At 27.6% G+C, this 7663-nt stretch carries 6 protein-coding genes, 2 tRNA genes and 1 other annotated feature; all 8 genes read right to left on the bottom strand.

Going from position 1 to position 7663, the window contains the following annotated elements:
• Positions 1 to 107: 107 nt before the first annotated feature.
• Positions 108 to 1388: a serine--tRNA ligase gene (gene serS, locus B2S02_RS00200; protein ID WP_346880467.1), complete on the bottom strand. Its 1281-nt coding sequence runs from the start codon at positions 1386 to 1388 to the stop codon at positions 108 to 110.
• Positions 1389 to 1453: 65 nt separating this feature from the next.
• Positions 1454 to 1656 (bottom strand) — a binding site (T-box leader).
• Positions 1657 to 1717: 61 nt separating this feature from the next.
• Positions 1718 to 1951, bottom strand: coding sequence for a DUF1667 domain-containing protein (locus B2S02_RS00205; RefSeq protein WP_035135636.1), 234 nt, complete (start codon positions 1949 to 1951; stop codon positions 1718 to 1720).
• An 11-nt stretch (positions 1952 to 1962) separates the two neighbouring features.
• Complete coding sequence (locus tag B2S02_RS00210) at positions 1963 to 3354, bottom strand: FAD-dependent oxidoreductase (RefSeq protein ID WP_346920097.1); 1392 nt, start codon at positions 3352 to 3354, stop codon at positions 1963 to 1965.
• A gap of 113 nt (positions 3355 to 3467) precedes the next feature.
• Positions 3468 to 6191: a UPF0182 family protein gene (locus tag B2S02_RS00215; RefSeq protein WP_346920098.1), complete on the bottom strand. Its 2724-nt coding sequence runs from the start codon at positions 6189 to 6191 to the stop codon at positions 3468 to 3470.
• Positions 6192 to 6208: 17 nt separating this feature from the next.
• Entirely contained in the window at positions 6209 to 6727 is a 519-nt protein-coding gene (locus B2S02_RS00220) for a transcription repressor NadR (RefSeq protein ID WP_346920099.1), read from the bottom strand.
• A 118-nt stretch (positions 6728 to 6845) separates the two neighbouring features.
• Positions 6846 to 7349 carry an HDIG domain-containing metalloprotein gene (locus tag B2S02_RS00225; protein WP_346849268.1) on the bottom strand — a complete coding sequence of 168 codons (504 nt, stop codon included), beginning with the start codon at positions 7347 to 7349 and terminating at the stop codon, positions 6846 to 6848.
• Between the two features lie 131 nt (positions 7350 to 7480).
• Positions 7481 to 7556: transfer RNA gene (locus tag B2S02_RS00230), tRNA-Ala, on the bottom strand.
• Between the two features lie 5 nt (positions 7557 to 7561).
• Positions 7562 to 7638, bottom strand: a tRNA-Ile gene (locus B2S02_RS00235).
• Positions 7639 to 7663 lie beyond the last annotated feature (25 nt).

A 7663-nucleotide genomic window follows, 5' to 3' on the forward strand; every position in this document is an offset into this window, starting at 1 on the left:
AAACCAACTCGACCATCTCTCCATTTCCTACAAGGGTTATTCTATCAAGAAATAGCCCTTGTGTCAATATTTTTTTGAAAAACTTTTATATAAATTCTAAATTTTTTTTATCTAGTTATCTTTTCACACCCCATATATGTTCTTAATACCTCTGGTACTGTAACACTACCATCTTCATTTTGATAATTCTCAAGAACTGCAGCTAAAGCTCTTCCTATAGCAACCCCTGAACCATTTACTGTATGAACAAATTTAGGTTTAGCTTTTGGATCATCTTTATATTTTATATTAGCACGTCTTGCTTGGAAATCTTCAAAGTTGCTACAGCTTGATATTTCTACATACTTATTATAACTTGGCATCCAAACCTCAATATCATATTTTAAAGCAGCAGTAAACCCTAAATCTCCTCTGCATATTTTTACAATCCTATATGGAAGTCCTAATCCTTGTAACACACTTTCTGCATCTTGAACTAATTTATTAAGTTCATCATATGATTCTTCTTCTTTTGTAAATTTAACTAATTCTACTTTATTAAACTGGTGCTGCCTAATTAATCCTCTAGTATCTCTTCCAGCAGATCCAGCTTCTGACCTAAAGCATGCACTATATGCTGCATATTTTATCGGAAGTTTATCTCCTTCAAGGATTTCATCTCTGTAAATATTAGTTACAGGTACTTCTGCTGTAGGTATTAAAAAATAATCTGTATCACTAACTTTAAAGGCATCTTCTTCAAACTTAGGTAACTGACCTGTTCCAGTCATGCTATTTCTATTTACCATATATGGGGGAAGTATTTCATCATATCCATTTCTACCAGTGTGAGTATCTAAAAAATAATTTATTAATGATCTTTCTAATCTTGCTCCAAGTCCCTTATAAACAGTAAATCTAGACCCTGTAATTTTTCCAGCTCTTTCAAAATCCAATAAATTGTTTTCTGTACCTATAGTCCAGTGTTCTTTAGGATTAAAATCAAACTTTCTTATCTCTCCCCACTTTTTAATTTCAACATTATCCTCATCATCACTACCATTTGGAACTGAATCATGAGGTATATTAGGTATCCTCATCATTATATATTCTATTCTTTGATCTATTTCATTTAAGTCCACATCATAGTTTTTTATTGTATCTGAAAGTTGTTTCATTTCCTTCATAGTTTCTGATACATCTATACCTTGTTTTTTCAACTTAGGAATTTCTGCAGAAGTTTTATTTCTTTTATTTTTTAATTCTTCTACTTCTATTAATATATTACGTCTCTTTTGGTCAAGCTCTACAACTTCATCTATAAGTGATAAATCAAAACTCTCTCCTCTATTTTCCATTTTTACTTTAATTTCATCTGGATTATTTCTTATTTTCTTTAAGTCTATCATTGTTATTCCTCCTACCCTTTTCTTATAATTATATTTTGATATAAATAAAAAGCCTCTCACCCCACCTAAGGGACGAAAGACTCCGTGTTACCACCCTAATTGAATAAAATTAATTATTCCACTCACAAATTTAACGACAAACTTAATGCCGTACTGCTCATCACAGTCCCTCAGAGGCGGATTCGTAATAATATATATATCAGTTTACACCAAACACTGACTCTCTTACATATATGATTAGTACTACTATTCTCTTCAATGGTTTATAATTTATTTCATTAAATATATGTCTATATTATTCCCTAACATATTTTTTGTCAATATTAATATTAATTTTTGTAGGCATATTTAGTACATACTATATCTACACCTGTATTAAGTATATTCTTACATATAACATCTCCTTCTGATGTCTGTGGTCCTACATATATTCTACTTAGACACTTAGAGCATTCAAGCCATAAACTTTTATCTATAGGTTCGCTACTCTTTACTGAAACCACCCTACGCTCTGCAGATCCTTTTACTCTCACTATAGTTGTTAATATATCCTTATCCTTCACTTTTTATTACCTCACATTTCATCAAATTCTTTTATTCTTGATAATAAAATGGTTGAATCCTTTGAATTATTAACCACTTCTGTAACTCTTTTATCCATTTCTCTTGCCAAAATTTCAATTATTTTATCCTTGCAGTAACACCCATCACAACTTCCAAATCCCGCTCCTGTTCTCCTTTTTACCCCGGTTACTGTTCTAGCTCCTAAAGGTCTTCTAATAGAGTCTACAATCTCACCTTCGCTAACTTTTTCACACTGACATATAATACGTCCATACTTACTGTCTAATTTAATAATTTTATTTCTTTCTTCATTTGATAGATTTTTAAATCTAAAATATTCTCTTCTCTTATCATTAAAATCCTTTTTAAATTTACAATTTAACTTTTCAACTACTATTTTTGATATGTTCAAAGCTAAATATGGTGTTATTGTAACCTTAGCATAATGATTAACCTTAATATTTATATATCCACTATTAATAATATCATCTTGTATAATAATAGGTTCATCAAAAAGGCGCCAATCTCTTACTACTTTTATATCATTTTCACTAATTTCTTTAGTAAGGGGTTTTATCTTTTCAATAACTTTATCATAGTGAACATTTTTATAGTTACTATAAGCCCCTATTGTTTCATTGTTAATTGTAGGTCTTATATATATTCTTTCATTTTCTCTTACATCAAAAATTATGTTAGAATATAACTTTTCATAAGGCTTATCAATAACCACATATTTCATATATTTCCCTTTATCATCTTCTTTATTATTCTCATTAACTAATTGTAGATTTTTATCTTTAGTTGTATCAATAACTATCTTACAAGTAAATTTATTTTTACTTGTTTTTATCTTGAATCCTTTATTTATACTATTTATAGATTCAACCTCTTCTTGTAATCTAAAGTTAACTCCATTATCAAAAGCAATTTCACCATAAGCTAAAGCTAAATCATATGAGCTTATTACACCTGTATTAGGTATATATATTGATTTTATTATATTTCCTTCTATATTAGGTTCATACTCCAATATTTCTTTTCCTATAAGAAGTTTTACATCATCTATTTTTTTTGCTTTAGCTCTTTCATACATTTTATCAATACTTATAGTCTGAATTTCATTTCTTGCTATATATAAGGTTCCACACCTCTTATATGGAACTTTAAATCTTAATGCATACTCCTCCATTAATAAATTGCCTTTTCTAATAAGCTTAGATGATAATTCATCCTCACATTCTAGTCCATCATATATTGTTGCTGTGTTTATAGAAGGTGTATCATTACATATATCATAATCTTTTTCTATAACTGCAATATTAAGGTTATATTTTGACAATTCATAAGCTATCGCACAACCTATAATTCCTCCACCTAATATCAATACATCATAATCCATAATTTCCTCCACCTATGCATGTTATTACTACTTTATATAAATTATTCTAGCCACTCTATCTTCCATTTTACTACGAAAGCTCTAGAGCGGCTAGTCATGTTATTTATATAAATTTATTTTGATAATTCGTCAATTAATTTTCCTATTTGATTTATATACTCACCATACTTTGCCCAGTGTCCATTTTTTTGAGATTCAATAGCATTTGTATATGCTTCTTTTAATTTTCCTAAATAATCGGAATTTAAATTTCCTTCTTGTTTATTATTTTCTATACCTTCATTATTAGAGTTATTATTTCCCTCAGCCTCTAGATTAAACATCTTAGTAATAGCAGTTCCTATATCTTTTTCAAGTATTAGTTTATCTCCGTAACCAACTATGACATTTTTCATTTCAGGTATGCTATTTTCACCAGAAGCTCTCAAATAAAGAGGTTCTACATATAGCAAGGAGTTTCCTATTGGTATTATTAAAACCTCTCCAAATTGAACCTGAGAACCCTTAGTATCCCAAAGTGATAATTGTTTAGATATTTCTGGATCCTGGTTTATTTTTTGTTTAAATAACATTGGACTATATATTGTTCCTCCCGTTGGAAATTTATATAAAAACATTTTTCCATAATTATCTCCATCCATTCTAACACCAAACATACCTACCATATTATCTCTATCTTTTGTATTAAAATACTCTAAAATAACCATCTCTTCTTTATCTTCTCCAGCTAATTTAGTAGTAACATATGAAGCTTCGGATTTTACTTCATCACCTTCAATTGTAGCTACATCACTAGCTATAGACCAAATATCATCCCCATTGTAGAAAACTCCAGGATCTGAAACATGGTACTTAGACAACATTTCACTCTGAATTGCAAATAAATCTTGCGGATATTTAAAGTGAGCTTTAATTTCATCTGGTAAAGTACTTAAGTCTGTAAATAGCTTAGGAAATATCTTAGCATAGGTTGCAACTATAGGATCTGTATTATCTGTTATATAAAACTTTGTTGTTCCATCATATGCATCAATTATAACTTTAACTGAATTTCTAATATAATTTATATCTCCCATAGGTTGTGAAAATGGGAACTTGTCGCTTACAGTATATGCATCTATAATCCAATAAAGCCTATTATTGTTTATAACTACATATGGGTCTTCATCATATCTTAAAAAAGGTGCAACTTTATTAACTCTTTCTACTATATTTCTATGAAGTAGAATTTTACTATCACTAGTTATATCTTGGGATAGTAAAAATTTACTATTTTGTTCTTTAATAGCAAATATAATTCTGTTTAGATAACTCATGGATATACCAGCATTACCGTCATAATTATTAGTAGCATTTTCCCCACCTATTGGATAATCAATTTCTCCAAGCTTTGTATTTACTATACTATAATCATTAGTATTCTCACCAAAATATATCCTTGGATTCTCTAATGAAATATCCGTTTCATTTTCAATAGGTATATTGCTCATAATAAAATCAGGTTGTCCTTCACTTGTTACCGAGTTAACCTTACTCATAACAACCCCATATCCATGGGTATACGATAAATGTCTATTTTGCCAGGTAATAGAATTTTCATCTAACTTTTCAAAATCAATTTCTCTCGGTGCTATAAATACTTGATTATAGTTTCCATTAATATTATATCTATCAATATCTATATCATTAAACTTATAATAATATCTTATATATTGAAATTGATTATAAAATTCTAAAGCAGGTCGATATGCATTAACCTTAATATTTTCAACTATATCTTTATTTTGTTTTATACCTGTAGCATCTAAATCATTTTTTATTTCAAAATTATTTTCATCAATTTCATCAATGTTATAAGCCATATTAGTATACTCAATATTCTTGGATATATAAGGTTTCTCTAATGTTTTTTCATTGGAATTAACAATAAATTGTTGAACAACTCCAGCTGCAACACTTTCCCCAATCATCAGCACAAAAACTACTATTACTGAAAATATTATTGGTTTAACTTTTTTAAACAATATACTTAAGAATATTAATACAGCAAAAATAATTGAAACTATGGAAATCACTTTATAGAATTTTAAAGATACGTTTACATCTGTATAACTTGCTCCAAAAACTATACCCCTAGGAGAATATGCTAAGTTCCACCCTTTTATCATATATCCTAATGATATAACTAACATAAGTAATGCAGCTATCACTGCAAGTTGTTTTCCTGCAAAACTTGTTATACCACTAGTCATAGATTTAAAATTTACAACCTTATCTGATCTATCAAAGTGATTATTAATTTTATCCTTAACATTTAAAATAATATAAATTATAAAAGTAGCTATTACAAGTAAAACTAATAATGAAATCATACTACTATATAAAGATTGTATTAAAGGTAACTTAAATGTAAAAAATGATATATCCTTATTAAATATAGGATCATTAATATTAAATTTTGTAGAGTTGGTAAATTCTAATATTTTATACCAATATATATTTGCAAAACTAAAAGAAAAGAATAAAGATATAATAAAATTTATTCCTAAAAAGATTTTAAACCTTTTTTTCTCTTTAACTTTATCAATTTCTACTATCTCTTTTAACTTTCTAATATTAGGTATTAAACTTTTATAATATAATGTTATTCCAATAAATATTACTAAAAATGTAGGAACCATTAGTTTCATTATAGATAATAACTTAGTAAAATAAATAGAAATATATCCCAATTCACTGAACCATTGATAGTCAACTATTATACTTATTCCAGCAACAGTGAAAAGTAATATAATTATTATTATAGAAACTATACTCCCGATAGCTTTCTTCTTCAAAATATTCACACCCCTTTTTATAATTCTTTAATCAAAAATCCTTTTTTATTTAATTCCTCTACTATATTTGATAAAACTCTATCATTTTCACATATTATTGTATGAAGATGAACTCCATTTGTTAATGCGCTTAAAGGTTCAGCTTCATACTGCTTAAAATTACTATAAAAATTTTCAATATCCATCATATTTTTAAGCATAAGCATAGCTCTTATTTCTCCATAAAGAGGATGTTCAACTATTACATCTTCTACAATTGCACCATATTTAACAATAGTCTCAAGCTCATTTTTTACTTCTTCCCTTCCATGATTAACAGCTATAATTTTCTTTATGCTATTGATATTTTCTTTTAAAGCCATATATCCTTTTGGTGTAGATATTATATCTACCCCCTCAGCTCTTATAATAGCTATATCCTTAACTATAATTTGACGAGTAACTTCAAACATTTCTGCTAATATCTGACCTTTTACAGGTTCTTGAGATTGTATTAATAGATTCTTTATTTTTTCTCTTCTCTTTGCGCTTGCCATAATCCCCTCCATGTATAAACATATATTATTTAAATAATAGTATATCATATACCCATGTATATTATTGTATTTTTTCTTTCATTATTAAATATTTATTTACTTATATTAATTATATGTATTAATTTCTATCATCATACTTTCGTAAAATATCTAGCCATTTATTTTGTATTTTATAATTATGATGATTTCTTATAATATTCAAAAATTCTTTATCATATCCTTTTTCTTTTAAAATTTTATAACCTTCTTCTCCATGATTATAGAATATATATATCTTAGAATTTCTATCACTATATTTTTTTATTTTTGTTTTTGTAATGTTATTTAATAAGACTAAAATAGATTTATCTATTACATTTAGAGGAGTATTAATTTTACCGACATCATGTAATATAGCTGATTTTACAATTTCTTTATGATTAAGATTATTCTTTTTAATTTCTTCTTCAGATTCATTTGTATATATATCTCTAGCTACATTAACTGAATGTTTCAAATCATAAACCGGGAGTTTATACAGTAATTTTTTTTCATTCTCATCTAAATAATTATTAATAAACTCCATATCTTTTTTAGTTATTTTTGCAAATACACAATTAATAAATTGTTTAACTCTATTCATACTAATTACACCATCTTTGCAATGAATTTTTTTAATTACTTTACATTATTATATACTTAATTAAAACAATAATATAATAGTTAATTAAGTAATATAAATATAAAAAAAAAGCAATCTATTTAGATTGCTTTTGGTGGAGATAAAGGGATTCGAACCCTTGACCCCCTGCGTGCAAGGCAGGTGCTCTCCCAGCTGAGCTATACCCCCAAATATGGTGGACCTTCAGGGACTCGAACCCCGGACCTACCGGTTATGAGCCGGTTGCTCTAACCAACTGAGCTAAAGATCCAAATGACCTGGCAACAACCTACCCT

Source organism: Clostridium sp. UBA7339 (assembly GCF_002470865.1).
GTDB classification, from domain to species: domain Bacteria; phylum Bacillota; class Clostridia; order Clostridiales; family Clostridiaceae; genus Clostridium_J; species Clostridium_J sulfidigenes.

What these genes read in the sequence shown, in the direction of transcription:
- serS (WP_346880467.1), bottom strand. Translation starts at nt 1,388, where the DNA reads ATGATAGACTTAAAGAAAATAAGAAATAATCCAGATGAAATTAAAGTA.
- B2S02_RS00210 (WP_346920097.1), bottom strand. Translation starts at nt 3,354, where the DNA reads ATGGATTATGATGTATTGATATTAGGTGGAGGAATTATAGGTTGTGCG.
- B2S02_RS00220 (WP_346920099.1), bottom strand. Translation starts at nt 6,727, where the DNA reads ATGGCAAGCGCAAAGAGAAGAGAAAAAATAAAGAATCTATTAATACAA.
- B2S02_RS00225 (WP_346849268.1), bottom strand. Translation starts at nt 7,349, where the DNA reads ATGAATAGAGTTAAACAATTTATTAATTGTGTATTTGCAAAAATAACT.